General features: G+C 42.0%; 21 protein-coding genes. 4 read left to right on the plus strand and 17 right to left on the minus strand.

Going from position 1 to position 25,950, the window contains the following annotated elements:
• Nucleotides 1–243 precede the first annotated feature (243 nt).
• The gene (locus tag KFV02_RS02210) at nucleotides 244–426 is read right to left on the minus strand and encodes a hypothetical protein (protein ID WP_252379905.1); all 183 of its coding nucleotides are present in this window, start codon (nucleotides 424–426) and stop codon (nucleotides 244–246) included.
• Between the two features lie 906 nt (nucleotides 427–1,332).
• On the opposite strand from KFV02_RS02210, the gene lhgO reads away from it, so the two are divergent.
• The 3 genes from lhgO to KFV02_RS02225 all read left to right on the plus strand — a co-directional run bounded on the left by lhgO (nucleotide 1,333) and on the right by KFV02_RS02225 (nucleotide 5,812).
• On the plus strand, nucleotides 1,333–2,526 hold the full coding sequence (gene lhgO / locus KFV02_RS02215) for an L-2-hydroxyglutarate oxidase (RefSeq protein ID WP_252379906.1): 1,194 nt from the start codon (nucleotides 1,333–1,335) through the stop codon (nucleotides 2,524–2,526).
• Nucleotides 2,527–2,745: 219 nt separating this feature from the next.
• Nucleotides 2,746–3,756 carry a TAXI family TRAP transporter solute-binding subunit gene (locus KFV02_RS02220; RefSeq protein ID WP_252379907.1) on the plus strand — a complete coding sequence of 337 codons (1,011 nt, stop codon included), beginning with the start codon at nucleotides 2,746–2,748 and terminating at the stop codon, nucleotides 3,754–3,756.
• A gap of 124 nt (nucleotides 3,757–3,880) precedes the next feature.
• Entirely contained in the window at nucleotides 3,881–5,812 is a 1,932-nt protein-coding gene (locus KFV02_RS02225; protein ID WP_252379908.1) for a TRAP transporter permease, read from the plus strand.
• Nucleotides 5,813–5,998: 186 nt separating this feature from the next.
• Here the strand turns inward: KFV02_RS02225 and KFV02_RS02230 are convergent, their stop codons facing one another.
• From KFV02_RS02230 to cbiR, 8 genes are all read right to left on the minus strand, one after another.
• A complete protein-coding gene (locus KFV02_RS02230; protein WP_252379909.1) occupies nucleotides 5,999–7,237 on the minus strand; it encodes an EAL and HDOD domain-containing protein in 1,239 nt (412 codons plus the stop codon).
• Nucleotides 7,238–8,290, minus strand: a complete 1,053-nt coding sequence (gene argC, locus KFV02_RS02235; protein WP_252379910.1) for an N-acetyl-gamma-glutamyl-phosphate reductase — start codon at nucleotides 8,288–8,290, stop codon at nucleotides 7,238–7,240.
• Nucleotides 8,291–8,409: 119 nt separating this feature from the next.
• On the minus strand, nucleotides 8,410–8,811 hold the full coding sequence (locus KFV02_RS02240) for a DUF1844 domain-containing protein (protein ID WP_353617280.1): 402 nt from the start codon (nucleotides 8,809–8,811) through the stop codon (nucleotides 8,410–8,412).
• A gap of 46 nt (nucleotides 8,812–8,857) precedes the next feature.
• On the minus strand, nucleotides 8,858–10,003 hold the full coding sequence (locus tag KFV02_RS02245; RefSeq protein WP_252379992.1) for a pyridoxal-phosphate-dependent aminotransferase family protein: 1,146 nt from the start codon (nucleotides 10,001–10,003) through the stop codon (nucleotides 8,858–8,860).
• A gap of 98 nt (nucleotides 10,004–10,101) precedes the next feature.
• Nucleotides 10,102–12,705, minus strand: coding sequence for a DNA polymerase I (polA, locus tag KFV02_RS02250; protein ID WP_252379911.1), 2,604 nt, complete (start codon nucleotides 12,703–12,705; stop codon nucleotides 10,102–10,104).
• Nucleotides 12,706–12,829: 124 nt separating this feature from the next.
• Nucleotides 12,830–13,837 carry a DHH family phosphoesterase gene (locus KFV02_RS02255; RefSeq protein WP_252379912.1) on the minus strand — a complete coding sequence of 336 codons (1,008 nt, stop codon included), beginning with the start codon at nucleotides 13,835–13,837 and terminating at the stop codon, nucleotides 12,830–12,832.
• Between the two features lie 43 nt (nucleotides 13,838–13,880).
• Nucleotides 13,881–14,384 (minus strand): bifunctional adenosylcobinamide kinase/adenosylcobinamide-phosphate guanylyltransferase, encoded by a 504-nt coding sequence (locus KFV02_RS02260; protein ID WP_252379913.1) that lies wholly within the window; start codon nucleotides 14,382–14,384, stop codon nucleotides 13,881–13,883.
• Entirely contained in the window at nucleotides 14,377–15,159 is a 783-nt protein-coding gene (gene cbiR / locus KFV02_RS02265) for a cobamide remodeling phosphodiesterase CbiR (protein ID WP_252379914.1), read from the minus strand. Before cbiR ends, KFV02_RS02260 begins: the two co-directional genes overlap by 8 nt.
• Nucleotides 15,160–15,340: 181 nt before the next feature.
• Here cbiR and KFV02_RS02270 point away from each other — a divergent pair, with 181 nt between their 5' ends.
• Nucleotides 15,341–15,487: a hypothetical protein gene (locus KFV02_RS02270; protein ID WP_252379915.1), complete on the plus strand. Its 147-nt coding sequence runs from the start codon at nucleotides 15,341–15,343 to the stop codon at nucleotides 15,485–15,487.
• Here the strand turns inward: KFV02_RS02270 and KFV02_RS02275 are convergent.
• From KFV02_RS02275 to KFV02_RS02310, 8 genes are all read right to left on the minus strand, one after another.
• On the minus strand, nucleotides 15,479–18,499 hold the full coding sequence (locus tag KFV02_RS02275) for a UvrD-helicase domain-containing protein (protein ID WP_353617281.1): 3,021 nt from the start codon (nucleotides 18,497–18,499) through the stop codon (nucleotides 15,479–15,481). The genes KFV02_RS02270 and KFV02_RS02275 overlap by 9 nt on opposite strands.
• Before the next feature lie 149 nt (nucleotides 18,500–18,648).
• Nucleotides 18,649–20,283, minus strand: coding sequence for a two-component system sensor histidine kinase NtrB (locus KFV02_RS11480; RefSeq protein WP_252379917.1), 1,635 nt, complete (start codon nucleotides 20,281–20,283; stop codon nucleotides 18,649–18,651).
• On the minus strand, nucleotides 20,270–21,121 hold the full coding sequence (locus tag KFV02_RS02285; protein WP_252379918.1) for a MogA/MoaB family molybdenum cofactor biosynthesis protein: 852 nt from the start codon (nucleotides 21,119–21,121) through the stop codon (nucleotides 20,270–20,272). Before KFV02_RS02285 ends, KFV02_RS11480 begins: the two co-directional genes overlap by 14 nt.
• A 13-nt stretch (nucleotides 21,122–21,134) precedes the next feature.
• A complete protein-coding gene (locus KFV02_RS02290; protein ID WP_252379919.1) occupies nucleotides 21,135–21,734 on the minus strand; it encodes a DUF1614 domain-containing protein in 600 nt (199 codons plus the stop codon).
• 851 nt (nucleotides 21,735–22,585) lie between these two features.
• Nucleotides 22,586–23,293, minus strand: coding sequence for an ABC transporter ATP-binding protein (locus tag KFV02_RS02295; RefSeq protein ID WP_252379920.1), 708 nt, complete (start codon nucleotides 23,291–23,293; stop codon nucleotides 22,586–22,588).
• 3 nt (nucleotides 23,294–23,296) lie between these two features.
• Complete coding sequence (locus KFV02_RS02300) at nucleotides 23,297–24,061, minus strand: ABC transporter ATP-binding protein (RefSeq protein ID WP_252379921.1); 765 nt, start codon at nucleotides 24,059–24,061, stop codon at nucleotides 23,297–23,299.
• The gene (locus KFV02_RS02305) at nucleotides 24,058–25,014 is read right to left on the minus strand and encodes a branched-chain amino acid ABC transporter permease (RefSeq protein ID WP_434800278.1); all 957 of its coding nucleotides are present in this window, start codon (nucleotides 25,012–25,014) and stop codon (nucleotides 24,058–24,060) included. The genes KFV02_RS02300 and KFV02_RS02305 overlap by 4 nt, the downstream gene beginning before the upstream one ends.
• Nucleotides 25,014–25,919, minus strand: a complete 906-nt coding sequence (locus KFV02_RS02310) for a branched-chain amino acid ABC transporter permease (RefSeq protein WP_252379923.1) — start codon at nucleotides 25,917–25,919, stop codon at nucleotides 25,014–25,016. The genes KFV02_RS02305 and KFV02_RS02310 overlap by 1 nt, the downstream gene beginning before the upstream one ends.
• Nucleotides 25,920–25,950: the final 31 nt, after the last annotated feature.

A 25,950-nucleotide genomic window follows, 5' to 3' on the forward strand; every position in this document is an offset into this window, starting at 1 on the left:
GACCAAAAGCTGAGTTACGGTGTCTTGATGCACCAGAAAGTTGAACGGTCTGTCACGCCTAAATTCTTATTTCTTTATCTCTTAAATTTGAAAACAGGTGATGTAAACATACGAGAAAGTTGAGAATTATTAAAAAAAAATATTTTAAACTACTATATCTTATCAAGTTGTTTTTACCGGCACAACTTTTTCTAAATTATGAACATAAACTCATGGACAAGCTCAGAAATATTAAAAGAAGGTCTAGTTGGTAATTAATCTCTGGCCGAGCAACAGACTCAAACTCTCCAATTCTGAGACATATTCCAGAATAACTGAGCCTGCCACAGTTATACCAGTCTTTTTAAAGCACTTGCCGGGTATAAAAAACTCAACTGCAATCACCCCTGCCTCGGCCAATTCTTGGAACACTTCAGACAACGGCAAAAAATATGCTTTTTCATGATGGAACCTTATCTAATATTCAGTCTGTTGCTTTAACTTCTTCCGCCAAATTGATTCAAACCACTCATATGACCACGGTGATTTCCAATACACCAAAATCTAGATCTCTAGATATCTGCAAGACTTTAAAATCTTGCCACACTATACAGCACAAACAATACTTACACAAGCCTATGCTCCATTTCTATCCAACCAGGCCTAACCGCGACCCGAGTTATCAGTCCTAAGCCTGAGCGCATGTAGGGCAAAAATTTTGACAACCACCCAGTTGACTGCCGGTCAAATTGTAACTCAGGAGCAACATCACACAGGTGTCACTAAGGTCTGGTAAATTCCCGCTTCTTTTTTAGGAAAACTATACAAACCAACGCTAAACTTTAATTAGACAACCAGCCAAAACAAACGCTGATTTTTTTAAGTCTGTAACCACCACCCATTTAGCTACTAGGTTAGAAATCCTGAGTCTAGAAAGGTTTGCAAACCTTGAGTAAACCAATTTAGAGTTATTTAACTATTACCTAGCATAACTATCGCATTATTTTCCATCCATCGATAATTAATCACAGGAACTTGCTCCATTGAATCTTTCCGCCCACACCATAACAAGAGTCAGCTATCAATTAAATTACATTAAAGTTTCCTTATCCATCTATTATCAACCGGTTCAAGTTTTAAATTTGCCATAGCAACCATCTCACAGGCCGTTTAAGCCATTTAACCGACAGAACAATACCGTTTGCCGAAAAAATACTGAACCTCCTCTCTTTCAACGTAATAATATTTTATTTAATCTTTTAATGTTGATTTTTGAACTCTAAAGATAAGTTAAGTAACCTTCTCTCAAATAATCAAAAAAACTAAATCATCAATATAATATATGAGGAGATTATGCTCGAAACAGATATTCTGATTGTAGGAGCAGGGATCGTTGGATTAAGTCTTGCGCGTGAACTGACTCGAAAATTTTCCAACCTAAAAATAACTATACTCGAAAAAGAGAGTGAAGTAGCTTTTCATGCCAGTGGACGCAACAGCGGAGTTTTGCATGCGGGCTTTTACTATGACGCTAATACCTTAAAAGCAAAGTTTACTGTTAAAGGAAACAAGGCATTAACTGAGTACTGTCTAGAAAATAGTATTCCTATCAATCAATGTGGAAAAGTCGTTGTTGCTGTCGATGAAAAAGAATTAGATGGTATATATGAGTTAAAACGTCGCGGGGATACAAATGGAGTATCGCTTGAAATTATCGATGAAAAAGAGCTAAACGAAATCGAGCCGAACGCCAAGACATTTCAAAAGGCATTGTTTTCTCCCACAACATCGACAGTTAATCCAAAGTTAGTCTGCAATCATATTGCCTCTAACTTTTCTAATAATGTCCGAATTCTATTTAATAGAATTTTTCTAAAAGTAAAGAACAAACAAGTTACTACCAATAAAGAAAAGATTAAATTTAAGTATCTATATAATGCAGCAGGACTCTATGCAGACAAAATTGCCCATTCATTTGGGATTGGCCAGCAATATACTGTTTTACCATTCAAGGGAATCTATTTAGCCTACAATGATGACGACCTCATTAAGAGACATATCTACCCTGTACCTAATTTAAAAAACCCATTTCTCGGAGTTCACTTTACTAAAACAGTGAACAATCATGTCAAGATAGGCCCCACAGCCATCCCAGCATTTTGGCGAGAAAATTACACCATAAAAGAAAGATTCAATCTTAGCGAGTTTCTTGAAATTATTGCCTGTCAATCCAAGCTGTTCATAACTAACAGCTTCAATTTTAGGTCTCTGGCCCTTAGTGAAATTAAGAAATATGATCGCAACTTTTTTATAAATGAAGCCAAAAAACTTGTTAAGCAGCTAGATGTGGATAATTTCGGTGATTATCTACAGCCCGGAATCAGGGCTCAACTCTTAAATAAACAAACTAATCAACTTGTCATGGATTTTGTAGTGGAACACGCAGAAAATTCAACCCATGTTCTAAACTCCGTATCGCCAGCTTTTACAACAGCCTTTGCCTTTGCTGAATTTGTTATTAAAGAATCCGAACATAATTTTAATTAGTTTTCAGATATTTAATTCAAAAACAAGTTTAAAAGATGTTACTGCAAAAACCAAAAAACTGATTTTTTTACAAAATTCTTAGCGCATAACTGTTGGAAAACATTGAACATTGAACAAAGTCTGCAAAAATTTAGTTTTTGCAGGCGCATCTTAAAAGTCGGTTGGGGGTTAGTCGAAATAAAATTTAGAACAAACATCAACTAAAAGGAGGCAGAAGTGGTGAAAAAAATTCTGTTTGCATTTATTGCACTAACTCTGGTGCTAGGTATTAATGTAAAATCTTCACAAGCTGGTCGACAAAGTCTGATCATTGCTACAGCTAGTACAGGCGGTACTTACTATCCGGTTGGAGTAGCTATCGGAACACTCGTTAGCATCAAGCTAGCTAAAAAATATAAAATTACTGCTACTGCCATCAACTCGGCTGGTTCAGGTGAAAACGTCCAGATGCTAAAAAATAACGAGGCCCAGCTTGCAATTCTGCAGGCCCTTTTTGGTTCCATGGCCTATAACGGCGAAGGCTTATATAAAGGAAATCCTATTAAAGACTTTCGCTCAATTACTATGTTGTGGGAAAATGTAGAGCACTTTGTTCTTTTAAAAAAATACGTCAAATCTGGTAATTTATATGACCTAAAAGGCCTTGGTCAAAAATTCTCCATCGGCAAAAGAGGTAGCGGTACAGAGGGCTCAGGAAGAACTATATTCAAAGCATTGGGAATCGAAATAGGAAAAGATCTTATCCCTGAATATTTAGGCTACAATCCTTCTGCACAAGCCATGATGGATGGAAGAATCGCAGGCGCCAATATTCCTGCTGGACCTCCTGTCTCAGCCGTTACTCAACTATACGCACAATTAGGCGAAAAAAAGATAAAAGTTCTTGAGTTTACTGACGAACAATTGGAAAAAGTGCGCAAAGTTTATCCAATCTGGAACAGATATGTAATCAAAAAAGGAACCTACCCAAGTCAATCAGAAGACATTCATACTATAGCTCAACCTAACTTTTTGGCAGTTAGACCTGACGTTCCTGAAGAGACAGTCTATTTAATCACCAAAACTATATATGAAAACCTTCCCTTTCTCCACAACATTCACAAAGCCACAAAGGCTATGAGTCTTGAAAAGGCCATAAGAGGTCTGCCAGTGCCATTACATCCTGGAGCCGCAAGATATTATAAAGAAAAAGGGATAAAAATTCCTGATTACTTATTAAAAGCCGAATAATAGTGGTGAGGGCGGGCAATCCCCGCCCTTAATATCTTAAATTAGTTTTAATATTTAAGCTTTTAGCTCTTATCTGTCGTAATGATTTCTTTTGTCTACCATCACAAGCATGTAGGGTCAGTATATGATTAAGAAAAAAAACAAAACAAGTACAGCTCAAGATATAAGTGGAGAAGTAATCACTACCAAAAGGACTCTGGGCTCAACCACTTCAGCTCTTGTTTACTGGTTTTCCGTGCTCACCTCTCTATTTCATCTCTGGATAAATACCATTGGCATCATGCCGGAAATTCAGAGAAATGCTGTGCATTACGGTCTCATCCTTTTCCTGGGATTCATCATTTATCCCATGTTCCCTAAAAAAGCTCACAAGACATTTAAGTTTGATTTTCTGCTTGCTATTATGTCTCTTGCCGTTGCCATATATCTTGTCCTCTTTGAAGACGCCCTGCACGCAAGAAATGAAGTACCAACAATAATTGATCTTATCTCTGCCGGAATAGCAATTATTTTGATGCTGGAAATAACAAGGAGAACTTCAGGTTGGTTAATACCTTCACTCTCTATCTTTTTTCTAATGTATGCCCTTTTCCTTGGTAAATATTTTGAAGGACTGTGGAATTTCCCCGGTATTACCTGGGAAAGATTCTTATATAGAATGTATTTTGCCCCTGATGGTATTTTTGGCACTATCGCTACTATCTCTTCAACATTTGTATTTCTCTTTGTTTTATTTGGAGCCTTTCTCATTAAATCAGGTGCGGGAGATTTTATCATCAAGCTTGCTGTCTCATTGATGGGACGAACCATTGGCGGACCTGCCAAAATGGCAGTTTTTGCAAGTGGACTAATGGGAAGTGTTTCAGGAAGTGCAGTGGCCAATACAGTTGGAACCGGCTCCATTACTATACCCATGATGAAAAAAGTAGGATTCCCTGCTAAATTTGCAGCAGCTGTTGAAGCCGCAGCCTCCACTGGCGGCCAACTTATGCCTCCCATTATGGGCGCTGGGGCTTTTATCATGAGCCAATGGACACAAATCTCTTACCTAAAAATCGTATCCGTCGCTTTTATTCCAGCAATCATGTACTTTCTAACCATCGCCTTTTTTATCCATTTAAGGGCCAAAAAAATTGGCCTAAAACCTTTAACCAAAGAGGAAATTCCCAAAGTCACTGAAGTACTTAGACAAGGATGGAACTTCTTTATTCCGATCTTGGTCTTGATGGGATTCTTAATGTATGGGTTTACCCCAACCTTTGCTGCCTGTGCTGGTATAGCAGCGATAGTTGTTTCTAGCTGGCTGAACAAATATACTAGGATGGGCTTAAAAGATATAGTCGACGCCCTTGCCTTGGGCGCTCAAAATATGGTTACTACCGGGGTCATTCTGTTATGCTCTGGAATCGTCATCGGTATAGTTCTTCTCGTAGGCATGGGAATCAAATTCTCTATGCTTATATCTTCACTTGCCGGCGGAAGCCTTTTCTTAACCATTATCTTAATTGCGCTGGCCTCGTTAGTCTTGGGGATGGGTCTGCCGGTAACAGCATCATATATCGTACTCGCCGTATTAGCTGCGCCAGCAATGACCATGCTGGGCTCAAGTTTATTAGCAGCCCACATGTTAATCTTTTGGTATTCTCAGGACGCCAATGTAACTCCTCCGGTCTGTTTGGCGGCCTATTCAGCAGCGGGAATATCAGGCAGCAAGCCCCTGGAAACTGGTTTTGAAGCATGGAAGCTAGCTAAGGGGCTCTATATAATTCCATTACTCTTTGTTTATACTCCCATACTCTTTGAAGGATCTATCGTAATGGTTATTGAAACCGTAATTACATCCCTTTTAGGTTTATTTTGCTTTGCGTTATTTTTTGAAGGATATTTCGCTAAAAAACTAAACATTCTTGAAAGAATTCTGAGTATAATAGCATCTTTCTTGTTGCTTTATCCAAATATTAAATTCCATGCGGGAGGATTAATATTATTTGCCTTAATTTTTGCCTTTCAAAAATTGGCTCAACAAAAAGTCCCTGAGCTTGATTCGCTTCAATAGCGACCACTGGTTTATTAAAGAGGTAATTCGCAACTAAAAATAGGATAGACATACTACGTCCATGATTAACAATAAAAAAGCCGTGGACTTAACCACGGCTTTTTTATTGTTAATCTACTGCCCACCTGTCGCAGACATATGGCAGAATAAAATGTATTTTATTTATAAATTGTAAGAGAAATTACTTCAAGACGTTTTTAAAATTTCGTGAGCCCACAGAGAGGCTTTGGTAAAACAAATGGCTGTCTCAGAAGGGTCAAGCCCCAAGACCTCGATTAGTTCAGCCACTTTTGGCCAATCACCTTTCTCCTGAGCCCGAGCCAAGTCCAACCATCTGTGACATGGATGTTCTTCATCAATCAGGCCTTTCTTAATATCTTCATCTAAAGGCAACTCCTGCACTAGCTCAGTCATCGGCTGTTTCAAAAGTACATCTAAAAGAGATAAAAAACCCAACAAAAACATGGCCTCCGGCTCCAATTTACTCTGCCCTTTCAAGGCCAAAAGTTGCAAAAAACGCCCCCTTTGAGCAGAAAGAAGGACCACCTCTCTACCGCTTGGGCCGATACTCATCTCAGACAAAATGACTACTCTCAACCACTTTAGTAATCTTTTTTTTCCCAGCAAAGTCATGGCCCTGGTTATGGATTTGATTTTATTGCTCAAGCCAAAGGCAGCAGAGTTTATGTACTTTAGAAGACGATAGGTCAGAGAAACATCTCTTTGCACAATCTCAGCCATTTTGGAAAATTCAAAGTCATCCCTGCTCAACTCCTTCAATAATCGTAGCTTGGTCAGTTCCTCAACTGACAATTTCTTCCCGGCAAGAACCTCTGGTCGGCTGAAAAAGAAACCTTGAAAGAGATCAAAGTTCAAACGCTTTGCCAGCTTGAACATACGTCCATCTTCCACTTTTTCTGCTAACATCTGACAGGAATACTTCTTTAAGCGAGCAGCCAGCTCCTCAAACTGAGCTCTGGTTAACTGCATCACATCCACCTTGACCACATCAGCTAACGTTAGCAAAGGTTCATAGCCTGGCTGGCCAACAAAATCATCCAGAGCCAGTAAATACCCAGCTTGTTTTAACCTTTTACATGCTGCGATTATTTCTGGTTCAGGCTTAACAGTCTCCAAGATTTCAATGACACTTGTCTCAGGGGGAAGGGCAAAAGCGAAGTCTTCGATAAGAAGGTTCTTGGGAAAATTGATCAGGCATTTTACATTTTCCGGCAGTCCAAATTTTGCCAAAGCAAACCCATCAGCAATAACCTTTTGTGTAGCTAACTCGCCGTCGACAACATTGGCCGTGTTCATTTCCTGACTGTGTCTAAAGAGCAGTTCATAACCCCAAATATCTTGCTCTCGGTCAAATATGGGCTGCCTAGCCACAAAAATAGGTTCCCAAAAATCTTCTTTATTCATTTATGGTACCAACGCGGACTGATTTAAACCAGTTTGCGCATCAAATCCATACATTAAGTTGGCATTGGCAATGGCTTGGCCTGATGCTCCTCGACACAAATTATCTATGGCTGATACAATAATAAGTCTCTCTGTACGCTCATCTTTCACTAGCCCTAGGTCACAAAACATGGTTCCTCTGACATGGCGAGTCTCGGGCAAAATATTACGGGGAAGGATGCGTATCCAATTTTTATCTTTATAAAATCGCTTATAAATATTAATTATCTCATCAATGGAACTTTTTTTCTTTAAAGGAGCATAAACCGTTGTTAAAATCCCTCTATTTATCGGCAGTAAATGCGTACTAAAAGAAACCAAAATTTCTTTTCCGCAGGCAAAAGTTAGCTCCTGTTCAATCTCAGGTGTATGTCTATGTTTACCCAAATTATAGGCTCGGAAATTATCATATACTTCACAAAAAATAGTCCCTATTTTTGCCGACCGTCCTGCCCCAGAAGCACCGGACTTACTATCAATAATAATTTGCTCACTATCAATAAGTTCAAATTTAAGGGCAGGATATAAGGCTAAAATTGCCGATGTAGGGTAACATCCGGGGTTGGCTATAAGTCTGGCCTGCGCAATATCTGCCTCATATATTTCTGGAAGACCATAAACAGCCTCTTGCAAAAACTCTTCTTGGGTATGTTCCACATTATACCATGTAGCATAGACCTCTTTATCTTTTAGCCGGAAATCCGCACTTAAATCAACAACTTTAACCCCAAGCTTTAAAAATTCAGCTGCTATATTCATAGCCGTTCCATGCGGCACAGCCAGAAAAACCAAGTCGCAATCTCTGGCCATAAGTTCCGGATCCGGTATAGTAATAGGCAAAAGGCCCAAGCTTGTGCCCTCCAGGAAAGGATAAATCTCCTGCAGGGCCCTGCCCGCCTCCTGCCGCGAAGTAACCTGAACCAGTTCAAAATAAGGATGATACTGTAACAGGCGAACCAGTTCCATGCCTGTATAACCAGTTACCCCAACTATCCCTACAGCTATTTTTCCCATCTTTTCTATCCCGGTTAAAGTTTAAAAAAATAAAAAAACTAAAGGCATAAGACGCAAAAAAATCTCTCCAGCAATTTAGCTTATGTCCTGCGCCTTACGCCTTTGCTGAAACAGCTAATTTACTTTGCCTTTTGCACAAACTTCATTCGTACTTCAAAGAGAACATCCTTAAGCAGTCGATCTTCTTGAGGTGTTAAATTGCCCCTAGTCTTTTCCTCAAGCATGGCCAAAACATCAATAGTATGCTTGGCCATGGCCATGTTGACATTTACCTGTCCGGATTCCGGCTCAGGTACCTCTCCTAAATGCATAAGGGCTGACGAACTTAAAGAAAGAACAAAAGTGGTAAAATTAACCTTAGGCAAGTTCGTAGTCTCTTGCTTTGCTGCCTGTTCATAATCTTTGGCCATTTTCTTTCGCTCTATTTTTTTAGCTTCACTTTCAGGAGGTACCTCCTGACTCTCATCATCAAACCTGATTCTGCGATCATTGACCTTTATCTTTTCACTTTCCTGACTCATCTAACGGCCCTCCTTGGATTGTAATTGTAATTCGACGTGCATATTTTTAGTTGTTTTCAGGTTCGCTTATTACCTTTTCATAAACACTCATGGCCTGCTCCAGATAGTCTCTGGAGCCTGAATGTCCCCCGCAAGCCACAAAAGCCTGACGTAAGGCATAAAGCCCTGCCAGAATATCCGACCAATCCACATAGCCCATATGCCCAATACGCACGATTTTACCCTTTAACTGGTCCTGCCCACCAGCCATGACCACTCCATACTCCTGCGCAGCCACTTTTAAAACCTTCACACCATCAATACCGGGAGGAAGGAGAACAGATGTTAGTCCTAATGTATAATCATCCTTGACCAGCGGTTCAAGACCTATGGCTGTAACACCTGCTCGTGTCATCTCTGTCAAGGCCTTTTGTTTTTTATAGATATTCTTGAGCCCCTTGAGCTTAAAATATTCCAGACATTCTTTTAGACCCACGATTAGATTGATAGCCGGGGTAAAATTGGTCTGGTTCTGCAAACTTCTTGCTTTTTCTTTAAGCAGATTAAAATAAAAACTTTTCGGACCAATAGCCTTAACGCGCTCCCAAGCCTTTGGGCTTAAGGCAATAAAAGCAAGACCAGGGGGAAGCATAAGGCCCTTTTGCGAACCGGTTAAAAGACAGTCTATGCCCCACTTATCCATTGGACAAGGAGAAATTCCCACGGCTGAAATACCGTCCACTACCAAAAGCTTATCCTTTGCCTGGCAAAGCTCTGCCAGGTCTTTGATGGGATGGAGCACTCCAGTTGAAGTCTCCGAGGCCTGGACCAGAACACCCTGAATATCCGGCCAGCGGGAGAGGGCATTTTCTACTTCTTCCTTCGTTATTGCCTGGCCCCATTCTACAGGCAGAGCTACCACCTCCAAGCCATGTGACTGGGCAATATCTGACCAGCGCTGACCAAACTTACCCCCCTCTACCACGAGCACCTTCTCGCCCGGGGCAAACAAGTTAGTCACAGCCGCAACCATGGCTCCGGTGCCAGAAGAGCTCAAGGTCAATACAGGCTCACGTGTCCCAAAAAGATAACGCAGGCCTGCCTGGTTCTCTGCCATTATTTTTTTAAATTCATCCTTGCGATGATGAAGCATGTCTCTGGATAGGGCCAGACGAACATTTTCAGGTAGTGGCGTTGGCCCTGGAGTTAACATTCTTAATTTATTCACAACTCACTCCTGTTTGAATTTTAAGTTTCAAGGGGCTACTAATCTTTCTAAGCAACCTCTTAACTTCACTTCATTAACTTCTACTAATGTGCCTCTCCCCAATTTTTACCAACTCCCCAATCCACTACCAGAGGAACCTTCAGTGTATAGACCCCGCTCATTATTTCAGAAAGCCTCTGGCCGGCATCCCGTGCATAATCCTTTTCAACTTCCAGGATAAGCTCATCATGGACCTGTAAAATAAGGTAGGCCTTAAACTTTTGTAAAACTTCATCCTTATCTACCAATATCATGGCTTTTTTGATTATATCTGCTGCAGATCCCTGGACCACGGTGTTAATGGCCATACGACGAGCCTGCCCGGCGACATTGGCATTTCTGGAATTTATTTCCGGAAGCAGCCTTCTTCGACCGGCAATGGTTGTTACATAACCTCTTTTTTCGGCCTCTTTCTGGATATGATCGTAAAATTCCTGGACCTTTTTTAATTTACTAAAATAAATTTGAATAAATTCCTTGGCCTCGTTTAAGGATATACCCAGTTCGCGGCTCAATTTTTGTGGCCCCATGCCATAGAGAAGACCAAAATTAATGGTCTTTGCCTTTCTACGTTCTCCAGGGGTTACTTCCTCGACAGGTTTATCAAAAAGCAGGGCAGCAGTCCGGGAATGGATGTCCTGGCCCAGCTCAAAGGCTTCCAAGAGGGTCTCATCTTCTGACATATGGGCCAGAATGCGCAATTCAATTTGAGAATAGTCAGCAGCTACCAGAAGTTTACCCGGAGCAGCCACAAAACATGACCTCATTCTGGGTCCAAACTCACCGCGAATAGGAATATTTTGTAGATTGGGTTCGCTACTGGACAATCTGCCAGTAGCCGTAGCAAGCTGGTTAAAATGGGTGTGCAGTCTCTGCCTCTCATCTACCTTTTGGGGCAAGGGTTCCAAATAGGTAGAGCGAAGCTTTTCCAGAGTTCGATATTTCAGAATCAACTCTATGATCGGATGTTCCCCGACTAAAGACTGTAAAGCAGCAATAGAAGTTGAGGGGGCCCCTTTAGGCGTCTTCCGCCTGGACTTAAGACCTAAATCATGAAACAAAACTTCAGCCAATTGCTGGCTGGAGCGAATATTAAATTTCTTTCCGGCCTGGGCATAAATTTGCTCGGTTAACTTGGCTAACTCTTCCTTAACCTCGGCTAAAAACTCTTTAAAAGCATGGAGGTCTATACGAATTCCCTTTTGCTCCATTTTCACCAAAACAGGAACCAGCGGAGTCTCCAATTCCTGCATGAGTTGATCTAGACTTGCCTGTGCTATTCTCGTCCTCAAAACCTGTCCCATCTTTAGCGTAGCCAGCCCCTTGCTCTCCTCACTCACCTCGATTTCTCCGGCAAAAGCCTGGTAAAGCCTTTTCCAGCTATAATTCCTCTCTTCGGGGTTTAAAAGATAAGCACTTAAAGATAGATCAAAAAAAGAACTGGTCGGCAAATCAAACCAAATTTTATCCTTTAGCAAAAGATCTTTTAAACTAGGGACAAAAATCTGGGCCCCTTGCAGGCTCGCCACTAATTGGCTTAGTGAACCAGCGCTTTCGCTAAATTCCAACTCCTTGGAATCCACGCCCAAAAACCATCTGTTTTGCTCAAAAAAAAGCCCTACCTCCTGATTACGAAAAGTAGTTGAGGGGTTAAGTTGTTGAGGAGTTGAGGAGTTAATAGGAAGCTTTATTGTATTCTCTCGAACCCGGACTCTCGAATCCAGAAACTCGGACCTCGCCGCCCCTGGTACTTCCTTAAGCAGGGACTTAAACTCGTATTCTTTTAGATAAGAAATCAAGGCATCGGTATCTATTTGCCCACACTTGAGGTCCTCAAGTTCTATCTCCTGACAGCAATCGGTTTTCAGACGTGTCAATTGACGATAACTTAGAAGATCATCTAAATGAGGCCTTAATTTCTCGGCCATCTTTGGCTTTAACCGATCATGACCTGCCCGCAACTCTTCCAAAGAAGGGAAGTCTTTAAGCAAGGCTAAAGCTGTCTTGGGCCCAACACCGGGTACGCCAGGAATGTTGTCCACTTTATCCCCGACCAAGGCCTGGAAATCCGGCCATTGCTCGGGCTTAAGTCCCTGCTGAGCGACAAATGTTTCCAGAGTGATCAACTTTTCTTTTTTCTGCCCGGGGTCCCAAACGAATACATTTTTATCCAGAAGCTGCCATAAATCTTTGTCCGAGCCGACTATAACTATTGGATAATCTTGCTTAAATCTATGTGTCAGACTAGCAATACAATCATCTGCCTCTACCCCTTCCAAGACTTTGGTCATCAGCCCCAGGCTTCTTACTCCCTGCAAAAGAGGCTCGATCTGCAGAGCCAGGTTCTCTGGCATCTTCAACCGATTGGCCTTATAGGGCTCAAAAAGTTCATGCCGGAAAGTAGGACCCTTGCCATCCAGAAAGAAACCCAAAAACTTTGGGCTTTCCTCTTTAATAATCTTAAAAAGCATGCGTAAGACAATATAGATGGCATTGGTGGGGAAACCATCAGCGCGCTTTAAATCCGGATAAGCATAAAAGGCTCGATATAAAAAAGAACTCCCATCGACCAGAAATATAGGCTCTCTCGTCAACTTTAACCTGGTTCTGATGCTTTCTACAGTTTTTGGCTTTTGCCTTCTTTTCATTTTTGCTTATTGAATGGTTTATTATTAGTCTATTGGTGGTAGGAAGAAAGGTTAAGGCGGTTTGTAACCTTTGTAGGTTGGTAATTTATCTAATCCCCTCTCAACCTCTCATCATCTCAGCTTCTCACCCTCTTGCCTTTTTTGTCCTTTTGCCTTTTTGTTTTCTATAGTCTCCCAATCTTTGCCAGATAAATTGCTGGGGGTGGGTTCGCTCCAATTTACTCAAAGGGATCTCTGCCCTAGCCATGGACCTATGGCCACCGGCCGGCCCGCAATCACCAAACATCTGTTCGGCCATTTTACCCATATCTCGGCGCAAGCCATCCCCTCGAAAAATTACTACGAGTTTGTCCTCGTGTAATCCACTGACCAAGTCCCAGGAAACATTGTGAATCCTTAAGAAAAAATCAGCCAAAATAACTAGAATATCAGCAGAGTCCACTGTGCCCATGAACACACTTAAACCCTGGCCCAAAATCTTTACCTTTTTAAAAGCCTGGGAAAAGTACTTGAGCCATTCCTTGCGAAACTCCGAACGGACAATCTTCTGCAGGAGAAGGGGATTGTAGAATTTAGTCAAATACCTAAAAGCACGAATATCCACATCACTAAACGGACGCTCAAAACTCTGGGTATCAGTCTTGATGCCATAAACCAAGGCCGTGGCCAAAAGCTTACCTGGCCTGATTTTTAAATTATACAAATATTCGGTCATTAAAGAGCTATTCGCTCCATACTCCGGCCTGATCTCGTGAAATTCAGCCTGAAGCGACTCATCTTTTAACGGATGATGATCTAAAACAATTGAAAAATCTATATTCGCAAAATCCGGATGATGATGGGGCTGAGAATCCACCATGGCAAATTTATCATATTGGGCCTTAAGAAGGGGGGTCAACTTCTGTGTGGGAATGCGTAGTAGTTTGATCATGGTTAAGTTGTCCGGCCTGGACACTTCATTGACATGTGCAATACCCACTCCCCGTACTCGTCTGGCCATAATGCGTTTCAAAGCCATAGCTGAAGCCAATGCATCGGGGTCAGCATTGATAACAATAAGCCAACGCTGATCTTTTTCAAATAACCCCAATAATTCTTTGATTTTTTGATCTAAGTTGCGAAAGTATGCCATTATTTAAGTAGAGGTATAAGGTTTAAGGATAACTCAACAAACGCTATTTTATCCGCACAGGAATCCCAGCCAGGACCAAATAGACCTGCGCGCACAACCTAGCCAGATTTTGATTAACATCTCCCAAAGCGCGCACAAATCGACGCATCTCTCCGGAAACTGGTATAGGACCAAGACCTATTTCCGAACTAACGAAGATTATCTCCTGTCCCTGCCAGTTTTTTAAAAGAGAGAAGAAATCTTTAATCCCTTCTTCCAATTTTCCCTGTTCAAAAAGGGAAAAAAGCCAAAAATCCAGACTATCCACCAAAATGGTGGCCCAATCCTTCTCCCTGGCCTTTAAACAAACACTTAAATCAGTTCCAATCTCGTGGACAAAAAGCCTAGGATCTCTTTTTAATCTATGATCTTTTATCTGTTTTTTGAACTCAAAATCAAAGCCTTTGCCGGTTACTATAAGTAAATGAGGGCTTTTCCCCTTAAGCAGTAACTCCAGGCCAAAATCGCTTTTCCCGGACTTATTTCCGCCAAGGACCAAGCTAAACAAGCTCTATCCCCCAGGAATGCAGCCAGTCAGTTAACATCTGCTTAGAGTGGACAAACTCGGCAAGGCTGAAAACTTCCAGAAGCAGAGTTGTCCCTGCCCTAACCTGCTCTAGAATGCAGCGCAACAATTCTTTTCCTTCCTCATTTAATTTCTCTAATCCATAGTGTTTTTTATCTATCTCCAGCCCATAAACATGTAACAGCCTAACCCTCTCCCATAACGTGGGCAAGTCTAAAAGAGACCACTGATCATATGCCAGAATATGCCCTAAATCCAGACATACTCCAAGATTTTTAGCACACACCACATCCCAACACCCAGTCAAGCTATTCTCGGCTATATTTTCCACCAACAAATCCTGCCATCTTAATTCCCATTTGCTCCCTGTCCCCGCTTCCCCTTTTCCCCGCTTCTCAAGTCTACCCCCCCACAAAGAGGCAAATGCATCCAAGTCTCTTTCATTTTCCGGGGGATGAAGAACAAATTTATCCGGACCTAAAAAGTGCACCTTTTGTAGTAACTTTGTGGTCAAATTAAAAACTTCTTCTGCCCCGAGAGTCCAATCATAGTTCAGGGGCAAATGGACATGAAACTTAAGATTTAAAGCTGCAACTTCGGACGGTATGTCCTGACTTGTGTAGTTTAAACAAGCCTCTGTCTCAAATAAAGTCAGGCCTACTTCCCGAACCTTATCTTTTAAAACCAGACAATTTTCACCGACCGTCCCGGGAATGACATATGACGGTGCTGCCAATTGAAAAAATTTCCTGCTCATTTCAGAGAAAATCTCACATCACTAGCTTGATTTCTCTCTTAGAGAGATATAAGTGCCCTTTCTAATTTATATTGTTTATAGGGTATATATTTTGCAAAAAATCATCTAGCTTTCCGGCTCCAAGTACCAAACTCTATCCCGCAACGATACGGTGCCTGCTAAAACCAGGCAAACAAACATTATGAACAAAATTAGAAAATTCTTTCAACATAATTTTAACCCGCTGCATATTTATTGCCGCTTACGCGATGTAGGTCTTGAGCCGGCACTGGCCCTACGGGTGAGTCTGGCTTATGAACGTTATATATATAAATTTATCTTAAAATAAACTCCGTCTTTTTTCTCTTTTCTGCTTATGGGCCTTAGCTACGGTTCTGGTCACCATTTCTTTTGGCAATTCGTTTAAAAAACGCGAGGCCTTGAGTCGCAAGCCTTTGCCGAAGACTTGTCTGGACCTAGCCAAACTTAGAAACAAAAAACTCCGGGCCCGGGTACAGGCGACATAAAGGAGCCTGCGCTCTTCCTGCTCCTCAGTCTTCTCCTCATAACCGCTGTGATCACCAAGCAATAAATCCAAACCAATAAAGGGCATAATCCCATCTTCTAGGCAAGGCAAAAAAACAGCCTCAAACTCTAGGCCCTTGGCTGCATGCATGGTCATCACTCTTACTTTTTGTGCCCTTGTGCGTACTGCATCCAATTCACTTTCCAAGCGAATATAATTTAACAGCCCTGCCCAGCCATTATGCTCTGCATAGGCCTTTTCCAACTCTTTGAATGCCCGACTCTGCCAGAATATGCGGTCAAAAGGTGGAATATCCTTGAGATAAGCGGCCATTCCTTTAGGCCCCTGGGCCAAAACCTTTTCCGGGCAATCAAAGACATCTTTATCATCAATAACCCCTAAGACCCGACTCACAGCCCTTAGGATCAACTCCACTCGAGGCTCCTTGTAAAATATTTCCTGTTCGGGCACACAATAGGGTATACCCAGTCTCTTCAAGCTAGCCGTAAGGGACGGGATCAAAGCCTTGAAGCGGACCAAAATGGCTATATCCCCTGGAGAAAGTGCCTGCTGTGTCTGCCTCATATCCTGTTCCCAGTGTGCAGTCCCACCAATGAGACACTTAATCCTGTCACCTATCCAATTTGCTTCCTGAGTGGCTGTAGGGGCCTGAAAAACAAAGAGCTGGCCGGTACCTTTCTGATGCGCCTTCAAGGCTGGAGTATCAGGGAATAAAGCCGTGGAAAAATCTAATATTTCTTGGGTTGATCTGTAATTTTGAGATAAATTAATGACCTTAAGCTCGGGCCAGATGTTCTTTAGGTTCTCCTGGATATCGGTCACTGCACCGCGGAAACCATAAATGGATTGTTTTGGATCGCCAATACCAAAAAAACCTTCCCCTGCCGGACCAGCCAGCCTTGTAATTATTGACAATTGCAGAGAAGACAAATCCTGGATTTCATCTACCAATACCTGAGTAAAGGGACGGGCATAATTACCTCCCTCTATTTCTTCCAGCCAAAACTCCAGCAAGTCCGCATAATCTACCAGGTTTAGATCCTGTTTCAAACGCATATAGGCCTGACCATAAGCACTATTATATGACTCCCTCTTTTCCCGAGCCAGGTTATATTCCTGCCAGGCTTTTTTTAATTCTACCCCCTTAAGTTCCGGGTTGGCCTGAGAAAATACTTTTTTGGCCTCTTTTTCCTCCAGGATCAGGGGCTCGGTCTGGTGAATCTGCTGCCAATATTCAAAGGCCATGGCATGGAGAGTCTCAGCCCTTGGCAGGGTTTCTTTTTCTCCGCGAAGTTTAGCCAGCCTCTCCTGAAGTTCTCTGGCTGCTTTACGAGTAAAGGTTAAAATCAATATATGTCTTGGGTTTACTCCCTCGCCCAGCAACCTGTTCACTCTACCCATCAAAGTCTGGGTTTTTCCTGTTCCAGGTCCAGCTAGGACAAGAACCGGACCTGGCCCCGCAACTATAGCCTGTTTTTGTTCCGCATTATAGGCCAATTCCAGAACTGTTTCATCGTGTTTGTCATCTTGTAGAGAATAAATTATTTGCTTTTGCTGTTTGTTCTCTCTTTCTGGTCGAGGGAGATCAACAAAAAAACGTCCGCTTTTAAATTCCTGTTTCTCCTTGGCCGAAAAGACAGAAATCTTCCCATACTGACCATCAAAGCCAGGTTCACGAAAAACCTCATTATTGCGCATCCTGGAGATGCCCAAGGCCAGTGGGGGAGAGAAACGCTTTAACTCGTCCACGGGAACTTTTTGCAAGATAGCCAGCTCTGAGCCAAACTTGTGAATCAACTTATAATAAAAGGAACGCACTTTTTTGGTCTTTGGGCCTACGCCCATAAACTCAGCAATAATTTCTGGCAAGGGGATAATAGAGCTAAACCCCGGCTGTCCAGGTGGCTGCACGGGATTTTCCCTGTCGGCAAGACTTAAGACCCGGTTCAAGACCCCCACAGTCAAAGGCTGTCCACACTTAGGACAAATGCCCCCTTTGGCTCTGGTCTGTCTTGGCTCCATAACCACCCCGCACTTCCTGTGTCCATCCAGGTGGTATTTACCTTCTTCAGGAAAAAACTCCAATGTGCCCAAAAAACGATGGCTTAAGCCCTCCCGACGTAAGGCGTGATAAATCCCAGCATAACTAATCTCTCCCTGAAAAATATTTGCCTCCCTGGCTAGGTTCTCCCCGGAATGGGCATCAGAATTGGATATCAAAGTGAAGGAATCCAGCTTACTCCACAGCCAATTCATTTCAGGATCAGATGACAAACCTGTCTCCAGGGCAAAAATATAACTGGACAAATCGCCGAAACACTCTTCTATACTGTCAAAACCAGACTTGGAACCAAAAATGGAAAACCAGGGAGTCCAGATATGGGCAGGGACAACAAAGGCCATGGAATCAATTTCCAGGACTATTTCCAGCAGATCACGAGAATCAAGTCCTAAAATAGGCCGACCATCGGATTTTAAATTACCTACCTGAGAAAGCCTTTTATTTAATTCTTCTGCTTTATCAAAACTTGGCACAAAGACCAGGTTATGAACTTTGCGAACCTTGCCTCCACGCTTATAGATAGAGCTAATCTCTGCAGTAAGAATAAACCTGGTCGTGGATTTAAGCTGATTATCAAAACCGGGTATTTCACCTCCCAAATCAGGGTCTTCTTTCAAGTAGAGCAGACCATCCTCACCTTGCTCTAAATGCTCTTTGAGCATGGCCATCCACCCCGGATGAGTAAAGTCTCCGGTACCAATAACATCTATCCCTTTGACTTTCGCCCATGCTGCCAGATTCAAAGGAGTCAACTTCTTGCTCGTAGCTCTGGAAAAACAAGAATGAACGTGAAAATCGACTAGAAATACTTTCATAGATATAAAAAAACTAAAGTTATAAAGTTAAAAATCCTCCCACCAAAAGTGGAATTCTCCTTAAATTAACGACATTGACTAAGTGCTTAGTGATTTATCAAAGATGACCTAAAATTTCTGACTAAACAGGCCTTAGTCCCTCCGGATTCGCCTGCCTCCAGCTCAATAAACGATCCGTTAAGACCAGCCAACCGTTGAGCAATAGCCAACCCCAATCCCGTACCCTCTTTTTTTGTGGTAAAAAAAGGATCAAAAACCTTTTGTTTAAGTTCATGGTTAATTCCAGGCCCATTATCCTTTATTACTAAACGCTCTTCATTACCTTTCCGTTCCCAAAAAATCATCACCTTTGGCGCATCCTTATCTTGTACAGCTTGCAAGGCATTTAAAAGTAGATTTAAAATCACCTGATGTAATTGATTTCTATCCCACTCCCACGTGGCTTGGTCAAGATTTTCGTTTACTTCAATACTCACATGCGGATATTGATTCTGGAGCACCTGGATGCATTCTTCTACCACATCTCCCAGCTTTACTTTTTCTTGATGTCCTTGCCTTGGCCTGGCAAAGACAAGAAAATCCTTGAGTAGATTGTCCAATCGGTCAATATCTCGCAAAATCACTTGTGTCAGGCGATCTGCATATTCTTTCTCCAGATTTTTTTGTACCAAAAGCTGCAAGCTGGTCTTTATCCCAGCCAAAGGATTTTTCATCTCATGGACCAGGCCCGCGGCTAACTCGCCCACACTGGCCAATTTTTCCATTTGCTGTACCCGTCTTTCCAACTGGCGATACTCAGTAATATCTCTAAAAATAACCAGATAAAGGTTCTCATCTGGCACAGATGTTACGCGAATGCCCAAAATCCGACCGTCTTTTAACTGGATCTCTCTCAACTTAGGTCTTCTGTCTCGGTTTTCATGCCAGTAAAGAAAAAGCTCCGGGCTTAACTCTTTCAGAGGCCTTTTCAATGCCAACTTTACATCTTTGACGCCTAAAAATTCCTGTGCTTTTTTGTTAAGGGCAGAAATGTGCCCCCTTTCATTCAAGACCAATAACCCTGAAAGCATCCAGTCAAAGACCTGCTTCTTCAGACTCTCAGCGTGACCAAGAGCGACCTCTTGCTGTAAAAGCTTGAGGATCAGGTCTTCTTCCTGGTCTTTACCCAGCCTGACAAGAACATTAACCAGAATAATAGCCAGGAAGTGCAGGAAAAGATTGTAGGTCAACTCACTTGGCTCATAGATATCCTGCCCCCAAAACTTGGGATAAATATATTGGGTTAATGTCATACAAGTAAAAAAAAGACCGATTAACAGGCTGGCATATAAAGCTACTTTTTGGCCTAATGTCCGGCCATATAAAAAAATGATCACCAAAAACAAAAAACCAAAACCGCTCTTTATTCCACCTGTAAGCAGAAGCAAAAATGAAGCCAAGAAAATATCAGAAGCAAGTTGAAGCAAAAAGAAAAAACGTAAGGAAGTGAAATATTTCCAGGTCACCAGGAACAGAACATTCAGTCCAAAACCAAAAACCAGAAAGGTGGTCAGCAATTCCTGCCTGGAGTGGACAAAATAATTCACCGGTTGAATGAGCTCGAGCCAGGCCAGTGAAACTGGGACCAAAATAAGCACCAATAAGGCCAACCTGAGCACACAGACTTTAACTACTATCCTTTCCAGGATGGGGCTCACGGAAAAATTTTTAGTTTCGTCCACAGTCGGTTTTATCACCTTGTAATTTTCTTAAAGTATGCTCCAGGGCCGGCAATATAGTGCCCAAGTTTTCTTGAACAGCCTTGGGACTGCCAGGCAAGTTGACAATCAGACTTTCATGAAGCGTACCCACCACCGCCCTGGAAATCATCCCATGCACTGTTTTGGTCAGGGCCGTACTGATCATGGCCTGTTCAAAACCCGTCAGCCTCTTCTCAATTACTGCAAGAGTCGCCTCAGGAGTGATATCCCTGGGACCGACTCCCGTACCTCCTGTTGTCATAATAAGATCAATACCCCAAAAAAGGGCCAAATGCGTAAGCAGGGCCTTTAACTCGTAGCTCTCATCCGGCAGGACAAACCCATGGACCATGGAAATGTTAATTTTCTGGGCAACAAGCTTAGCAATAAGGGGACCGCTTTTATCCTCGCGCAAGCCCTGGCTCCCCTTATCACTTAAAGTAATCCAAGCCAGAGAATAACCATGCTTATATACGCAGAGCTCCATTGAACCGTTAATAGATATGTCTTTGATCACTCTGGCGGCAAAAAGGAGATAATTTTTACCGTCAGGACCTGGGACCCATCTTTTGTCTATAATCTGAAAGAAGTTCTCTGCCTCTCCCAAATAGAGACCAACCTTTAACTCCTTAGCCTCACCGAAACAAGTTAGAAGCGGGGTAGAGTGTAAGAGTAGGGGAAAACTTATGGGTTCCTGTGGGTAAACCGCAGTCCCTAAACCTTGAGACTCAAGCTTTGGGCCAACCACCTGGAAATAAACAGTTTCCCCATGTCTTAGGTGAATCTCCTTATCCACACACAAAGTAAGTCTTGCTATCATCGCTCAGTCTCCATCACGCTAGTAACACGGCAATAATTCCGGACAGAAAAATACCATCAAAAGTCCCGGCCCCGCCAATTGACAAAAGAGGGGCCTGGATTGTGTCCATCGTTTTTCTATCTAACAAGTGCATAATATCAGCGCCAATAAGAGTCCCTAAACTCCCTGCGATGTATGCCACTTGAGGCTCAAGCCCTTTAGGGGCAAAAATCCATACGCAGAGGACAGTTATCAGAGGAGGAAGCAAAAAAGGAATGCCAATACCCAGTCCAGGGATTGGCTTAGCTAATTTATAAGTAGATAAACAGACTATAATCAAGCTTATGCCTAAGCCTAATGATACTCCTGTTTGGGTTATAAAATAAATGGACAACAAACAGGGGATCAAGCATCCACCTACATTAACGGCAATAATCTGCTTGATCGTGGTCAATTCAAAACCATACACCGGGATACGGTAATGACGCCACATTCCTTTCAAATCAATTGGCTCAGAAGGTTTACGAACAATGGTCCTGGAATAAATAGGAATGTTAATGAGACTCCCTACAAGGGTAGCTAGTAGGATAAAAAAAACCTGGCCTCCCGAAAGACCCAACTTTGAAAAGGCCACAGTTATAGCTCCGATCTGTATAAGAACAAAAAGAAAAATTATAACCAGAAAAAAGATTATAAAGACAACTAGTAAGAAAGGAAGAAAGAAAAGTGGATTGCGAAACATAACATAAACCTACGTTTATAAAAGTTTGGAGTTTAAAAAAATAAATTCTAAACCTATTTCAACATGTTATAAATAACAAAACTTACTTTTTTAAAAAATCCCTCTCTATTAGGACCAATCTAGCTCTACAACTCTAAATATCAGTCTAAATAAATCTACCAAGAAACCTCTGGCAGGTCAAAAATACTTTTAAGAGTCTGTGGGCAAACCCTTACTTAAGAGGACAATTTTTCATATTTTTTTCAATACTGATTTCTTTCAAGCTGGTGCAAATGCCTGGAGCCATCTATAGCTTGCTTGCGGGCAGAGCATAATGGGATATTTTGGGTAAACAAAATAGTCTTTTAATTATACCTACGTTTTGCGATTTTCACCCGATGGGTGAGATTGCCACGGACAGCTTCGCTGCCCTCGCAATGACGAACTCGCTCCTGTCATTGCGAGGAGCGAGCGTGAGCGAGGCGACGAAGCAATCTCAAAGTTTGAACTGCAAAAAAATCGTTCAATTTAAACTATAGATAGTTATTATGGCAAATAGCCCCGGAATATTTAGCCTTGTCACCCCGATGCTCTGCTTATCCGCAAGCTTCGCCAAGATGGGTTTCCCAGCCCTTTACAAAGCTTTCAAGAAACCAGTATTTTTAACCTGGTAGTCAAAATGGGTTTGGCCACAGACTCTTAAAACAAAAAAGCACCCGAAGAAAATTCTTCAGGTGCTTTTTTGTCTCTTTGATGTTCTATTTTTAACCGCCTAAATAGGCCTTTCTAACCTCTGGATTTTCTAGTAGATTCTTAGCGCTGTCCTCCAGAACAATCTTACCTACTTCCATAACATAACCACGGTGTGCAAGTTTTAGTGCCGCCCTGGCATTTTGCTCTACCAAAAGAACTGTCACTCCACTCTCATTGATCTCTTTAATGGTTTCAAAAATTGATTTCACCAAAATAGGCGCCAAGCCCAGACTCGGCTCATCTAGCAGAAGAATTTTTGGATCGGCCATCAAGCCCCTGGCTATGGCCAACATTTGCTGTTCTCCGCCACTCAAGGTCCCGGCCAATTGTTCTTTTCTTTCTTTAAGACGTGGAAAAAGGTCAAATATCCAATCTAAAGTTCTCTGTATCTTTTTTTCATCAGTAACTGTGAAAGCGCCCAGATTTAAATTCTCCTGTACGGTAAGCGTGCTGAATACCCGCCTCCCCTCTGGTACCTGAGCAATACCCAGCCTCACGATTTCGTGAGCACGTAGTTTATGTAATTCCTGTCCTTCAAAAATTATCCTGCCCTGACTTGGTTTTAGTAGTCCACTAATGCTCATCAATGTAGTTGACTTTCCTGCTCCATTGGCTCCAAGAATGGCCACGATCTCGCCTTGACGCACTCTCAAATTTATACCGTGCAAGGCCTCAACATTTCCGTAATGCACTCTCAAATTTTCCACATTAAGCAGCATAGACTAATCCTCATCCGCCCCCAGGTATGCCTCGATAACCCTGGGATTTTTCTTAATTTCTTCAGGAGTTCCTTCGGCAATCATTGCACCGTGCTCCAAAACAACAATATGTTCACAAATACGCATAACCAAATTCATATCATGCTCAATTAAAAGCACAGTGATACCACGCTGCTGAATCTGACGAATCAGTTCAACCAACTCCTGTGTTTCCTGATCATTCATTCCACCAGCTGGTTCGTCTAGAATGAGTAGTCTAGGCGTAGTTGCCAGGGCCCTGGCAATTTCCAAAAGCCTTTGGTTCCCATAAGATAAATTTTTGGCCTTTTCCTCCATCTTTTCCTTTAAACCAACAAATTCCAGCTCTTTTAATGCCGCAATCAAGGCTCTTTGCTCCTCCTCTCGCTGGCTCGGAGGTCTGAACATTCCTGCCAATATTCCTGACTTCATGCGACAATGTCGACCTGCCAACACATTTTCCAGTGCTGTAAGGTTTTGAAAGAGTCTAATGGTCTGAAAAGTCCTGGCAATTCCAAGCGAAACTATCTTATGCGTCGGCATTTTTACCAGATTCTGGCCATCGAAAATAATCTCGCCCTGGTCTGGTACATAATTGCCAGTGATCAAGTTAAATACAGTTGTTTTACCAGCTCCATTAGGCCCAATCAATCCCACTATCGCTCCCTCTTTAACGTCAAAGCTGACATCATTAACCGCCAACAAGCCACCAAAAGTTTTTGTCAGGTTTCTTAAACTCAAAAGGCTCATAGGGTTTTATCTCCGTAGTTTATTTTATCCAGAGCGTATTTTCTGGGCAAAGGAGGTAGTATCCCCTGAGGTCTAAAAATCATCATCACGACCATTGCCGCACCAAAAACAAGCATACGTGCACTGGCAAACTGTCTAAACAACTCTGGCAGGCCTATAATTAGGAATGCTCCTAAAATCACTCCTCGAATACTTCCAGCTCCTCCCAAAATTACAATAGTAAACAAAATAACGGACTCCCAAAAGGAAAACGATTCCGGAGATATAATTGTCATTTTAGCCGCATAGATATTGCCAACCATTCCGGCCCAAAATGCACCAAGTACAAAGGCTATCAATTTGTAATATGCTGTATCAATACCACTACCTTCGGCAGCAACTTCATCTTCCTTGATAAAGTTCAGTGCGCGTCCAAACCTGGAGTTTTCAAGACGATGAAACAGAAATACACTTATACCTAGAAAAATCCATATATAGTAATAAAACTCTTGTGGTCTGCGAATAATAAAGCCAAAAAGATTAGGCCTGGAAATACCAAAAATACCGTTAGAGCCACCTGTAATACCAAAAATATTATTTATTAAGGCAATACGTACAATCTCTACAATTCCAATTGTCACTATAAGAAGATAGTCTCCGCGCAAATGAATAATTGGTTTAGCCACCACGAGAGCAAACAGAGCAGCCAAAATCCCACTTAGAGGCATAAGAAAAATAATGGGAACATGGTACATTGTGTTTAATATAGCGGTGGTATAGGCTCCTATAGCATAAAAAGCTGCATGTCCCATATGAAATAAGCCTGTATGTCCCAAGATAAAATTGAGGCTCAATGCCAGAATGGCATAAAGGCCTATGTTATTAATTACATCAACCCAGTATGTGTTTAAAAATAGGGGACACAATGCCAGAAGAACAATAACAATTGAGTTTATTATTATTTGTTTATTCATCATACTTTATCTGCCACCCTTTCTCCCAATATTCCGGTTGGTCTGACAATTAAAATTACAATTAAAACAAAAAAAGCAATTGCGTCTTTCCAAGCTATGGATATATAGGCTGCACCTAAAGCTTCGATGACTCCAAGAAGAAGTCCTCCAAGCATCGCTCCGGGAATATTACCTATTCCCCCGAGAACAGCGGCAATAAAGGCCTTTAAGCCGTATACCCAGCCCATAGTAAAATTTATTTGTCCATAATACATACCAACCATTACACCAGCTGCTCCACCAAGAGCCGGTCCGATAAAAAAAACAATGGAAATAATCTTGTTGACATCGATACCCATGAGTTTGGCAGCTCCCTGATCAATGGCTGCAGCGCGGATAGCTGTCCCGGTTTTGGTCTTTTGAACAAAAAAGTAAAGGGCTGCCATTAAAACCAACGAGGCTACCAGCATCAAGATCCTGATCAGGGGTATATCCAAGCCCATAATATTTACCGAGACCTTAGGTAGTATATTGTGTGGATAGACCCTGAACCTCGCTCCATAGATAAGCATAAGGGCATTGGCAAAAAATATAGATGCGCCAAGAGCGGAAACAACAGCAGACAGTCGATCAGCTTGCCTAAGCGGTCTATAAGCAACCCTTTCTAATAATACGCCAACTATTCCCACAAGGACCATAATCATCACAACCAACACCAGAACCCCTGTGACTGGTCCCAAGTAATTACTTAGGCCAAGTGAAGTAAGCAGAGTCAAGCCCAGATAAGCCCCAATAGTAAACAGATCTCCATGAGCAAAGTTGATCAGCTTCATTACTCCATAAACCATGGTATAACCTAAGGCGATCAAAGCATATATCCCGCCAATGGCCAGTCCATTTGTCAGCTGCTGAAAAAATAGCTCCATTTTCTCACCTATTTTAAATTTACGGAATAAA

It is taken from the genome of Desulfovulcanus ferrireducens, from assembly GCF_018704065.1.
Taxonomy (GTDB): domain Bacteria; phylum Desulfobacterota; class Desulfovibrionia; order Desulfovibrionales; family Desulfonatronovibrionaceae; genus Desulfovulcanus; species Desulfovulcanus ferrireducens.

What these genes read in the sequence shown, in the direction of transcription:
- lhgO (WP_252379906.1), top strand. Translation starts at nt 1,333, where the DNA reads ATGCTCGAAACAGATATTCTGATTGTAGGAGCAGGGATCGTTGGATTA.
- KFV02_RS02225 (WP_252379908.1), top strand. Translation starts at nt 3,881, where the DNA reads ATGATTAAGAAAAAAAACAAAACAAGTACAGCTCAAGATATAAGTGGA.
- KFV02_RS02230 (WP_252379909.1), bottom strand. Translation starts at nt 7,237, where the DNA reads ATGAATAAAGAAGATTTTTGGGAACCTATTTTTGTGGCTAGGCAGCCC.
- argC (WP_252379910.1), bottom strand. Translation starts at nt 8,290, where the DNA reads ATGGGAAAAATAGCTGTAGGGATAGTTGGGGTAACTGGTTATACAGGC.
- KFV02_RS02240 (WP_353617280.1), bottom strand. Translation starts at nt 8,811, where the DNA reads ATGAGTCAGGAAAGTGAAAAGATAAAGGTCAATGATCGCAGAATCAGG.
- KFV02_RS02245 (WP_252379992.1), bottom strand. Translation starts at nt 10,003, where the DNA reads ATGTTAACTCCAGGGCCAACGCCACTACCTGAAAATGTTCGTCTGGCC.
- polA (WP_252379911.1), bottom strand. Translation starts at nt 12,705, where the DNA reads ATGAAAAGAAGGCAAAAGCCAAAAACTGTAGAAAGCATCAGAACCAGG.
- KFV02_RS02255 (WP_252379912.1), bottom strand. Translation starts at nt 13,837, where the DNA reads ATGGCATACTTTCGCAACTTAGATCAAAAAATCAAAGAATTATTGGGG.
- cbiR (WP_252379914.1), bottom strand. Translation starts at nt 15,159, where the DNA reads ATGAGCAGGAAATTTTTTCAATTGGCAGCACCGTCATATGTCATTCCC.
- KFV02_RS02270 (WP_252379915.1), top strand. Translation starts at nt 15,341, where the DNA reads ATGAACAAAATTAGAAAATTCTTTCAACATAATTTTAACCCGCTGCAT.
- KFV02_RS02285 (WP_252379918.1), bottom strand. Translation starts at nt 21,121, where the DNA reads ATGATAGCAAGACTTACTTTGTGTGTGGATAAGGAGATTCACCTAAGA.
- KFV02_RS02295 (WP_252379920.1), bottom strand. Translation starts at nt 23,293, where the DNA reads ATGCTGCTTAATGTGGAAAATTTGAGAGTGCATTACGGAAATGTTGAG.
- KFV02_RS02300 (WP_252379921.1), bottom strand. Translation starts at nt 24,061, where the DNA reads ATGAGCCTTTTGAGTTTAAGAAACCTGACAAAAACTTTTGGTGGCTTG.
- KFV02_RS02305 (WP_434800278.1), bottom strand. Translation starts at nt 25,014, where the DNA reads ATGAATAAACAAATAATAATAAACTCAATTGTTATTGTTCTTCTGGCA.
- KFV02_RS02310 (WP_252379923.1), bottom strand. Translation starts at nt 25,919, where the DNA reads ATGGAGCTATTTTTTCAGCAGCTGACAAATGGACTGGCCATTGGCGGG.